General features: G+C 35.9%; 2 protein-coding genes and 2 pseudogenes. 3 read left to right on the forward strand and 1 reads right to left on the reverse strand.

What is annotated here, in order from left to right; all coding sequences use genetic code 11:
• Positions 1 to 71: 71 nt before the first annotated feature.
• Positions 72 to 1,060, reverse strand: a pseudogene (locus Wcon_RS10635) (IS110 family RNA-guided transposase).
• Positions 1,061 to 1,349: 289 nt separating this feature from the next.
• Between Wcon_RS10635 and Wcon_RS10640 the strand changes: the two are divergent.
• The 3 genes and pseudogenes from Wcon_RS10640 to Wcon_RS13220 all read left to right on the forward strand — a co-directional run.
• Positions 1,350 to 1,715, forward strand: a complete 366-nt coding sequence (locus Wcon_RS10640; protein ID WP_114517957.1) for a transposase — start codon at positions 1,350 to 1,352, stop codon at positions 1,713 to 1,715.
• Positions 1,716 to 1,735: 20 nt separating this feature from the next.
• On the forward strand, positions 1,736 to 1,918 hold the full coding sequence (locus Wcon_RS13215) for a hypothetical protein (protein WP_410543477.1): 183 nt from the start codon (positions 1,736 to 1,738) through the stop codon (positions 1,916 to 1,918).
• A pseudogene (locus Wcon_RS13220) lies at positions 1,849 to 2,043 on the forward strand (transposase); the annotation flags it as partial. The gene Wcon_RS13215 and the pseudogene Wcon_RS13220, both read left to right, overlap by 70 nt.

Genomic DNA, 2,043 nt, shown 5'->3' on the forward strand with positions numbered 1-2,043 from the left:
TTCTGATTGTGTAACAGTACACAGATTACAGTTAGTGAATATGTTGAATGGATTGGAAGCATTTTTTGATTTTAAACTACAGTCAACATCCTAGTTCTGTAATTCTTGATATGATTTGGATCAAAAGCACTTTTGGATGTCAGGATACCGAAAATGATATGGAGTAGCTTACGCATTGCAGCTCCCACAATTGCCATATTATGCTTACCCTTCTTCTTTAGTCTTTGGCAAAAACTCACAATGATAGGATTGTGATTCTTGGCTACTATGGCAGGAAAGAAAAGGGCCTTACGTAATGTTTGTGAACCTGATTTACTTAATCTTGGTTTAGAATGTACAGATGAACCTGATGTTATATTTTTCGGTATAACTCCTGTATATGCTGCCAATTGCCTGGCATCTCTAAAAGCTTTTATGTCAGGGATTTCAGCTAAAATAGCCATTGCTGATTCCTCTCCTATTCCTGGAATAGTCAATAGAAGCTGAAAATTTTCCAACAATTCTTTGTGCTGCTTTAATAGTTTGCGTATGGAGTTTTTTATTATTTCTATTTTTTTAACTATATTCGTTGCAACAAGCATTTGCAACTTCTTTAGGCAGTCTCTCTTTTTTTTCTAGGTGGTTATTTACTAATTCTTTTAACGCAACTGAGCAACGATAAAGATGTTTTAATTTTTTCATTTCAGAAGAAGGTGGTGTCCAACGAGTTGGTTCCTGTCTTTGGCAATAATCAGCAATAATTTCTGCATCAGTCTGATCATTCTTTTGTCTTACGAGCTTACTCCTTGTATAAGATTTAATACAATAAGGATTTACAACACTAACAAAATGTCCAGCATTGTGCAGAAATTCAGCCAAAGCTTCGCTATAACAACCACATGCATGACTTTACTTCTTCCACATTATGCTTTTGTAGAAAACTCAGCAGACCTTGAAACCCAAGATCATCGTTCTTAAAGCTCCTTTTCCTAGTTTCACGCTTTTCTTTTTTACTTATGAATGAAAGAAAAACATCAAAGCGATCTTTTGATACATCAATTCCAAGAAAGTTGTTGATCATATATAACCCCATACGTTACCATTTAAAACGAAAAGTAAGGCTAACCTTGTGGATACAGAATTAGAGCCATTTAGGTCTTTCTACGATACCGTCCAGCCTATACTTTTGAGGAGGGAACTCTTATCTTTCTTACAGATTTTATATCTAAGAGGAGAAACAGAGTTCTTCCCTCCTCCACCTAATGCTTAAGCTTAAAACATTAGATGCTTTTTACAAGATACTAAGAACCTGTCTTGAAAGGGAATGAAGAAAAGAGTATGATGAGGTAAGCAAAAAATAGGAGGGTAAGTTGTATCCAAGTGATATAAGTGACAAGGAATGGGAAATTTTAGAGCCCTATGTTGCACAAGGAGCGATAGGACGACCAAGAAAACATAACACCAGAACAATTATTAATGCAATAAGGTATATAATGAGGGGTGGTTGCCAGTGGAGAATGCTACCAAAAGATTTTCCTCCATGGAAAACGGTGTATGACTATTTTCTCAGGCGGCGTAATAATGGAAAATTGAAAAAAATACATGACATGCTAGTAAAAGAGGTAAGAAAAATGGTTGGTAAAAATGAGACACCTTCAGTAGGTATAATTGACAGTCAATCAGTGAAAACGACTCAAAAAGGGGATCAAGAGGATATGATGCCGGTAAAAAAATAAAGGGTAGAAAACGCCATATTATTGTAGATACACTAGGTCTTGTAATTACTGTAGAAGTACACAGCGCAAGCATTCAGGACCGTGATGGTATCTTTTTGTTCAAGCTAAATGCAAAGCTCCAACATTACGTAGGTTTTTTGCTGACCAAGGATACAAAGGTAAATTACAAAATCGATGTTTGTTGGAAACTGGATGTTTGCTAACGATTACCAAGAAATTGGTTGATACAGGATTTCAAGTTATTCCTAAACGTTGGATTGTAGAACGAACCTTTGCCTGGCTTTCCAATTTTAGACGCATGAGCAAGGATTACGAACATTCTCCTCTT

The sequence above is a fragment of the Wolbachia endosymbiont of Cylisticus convexus genome, from assembly GCF_003344345.1.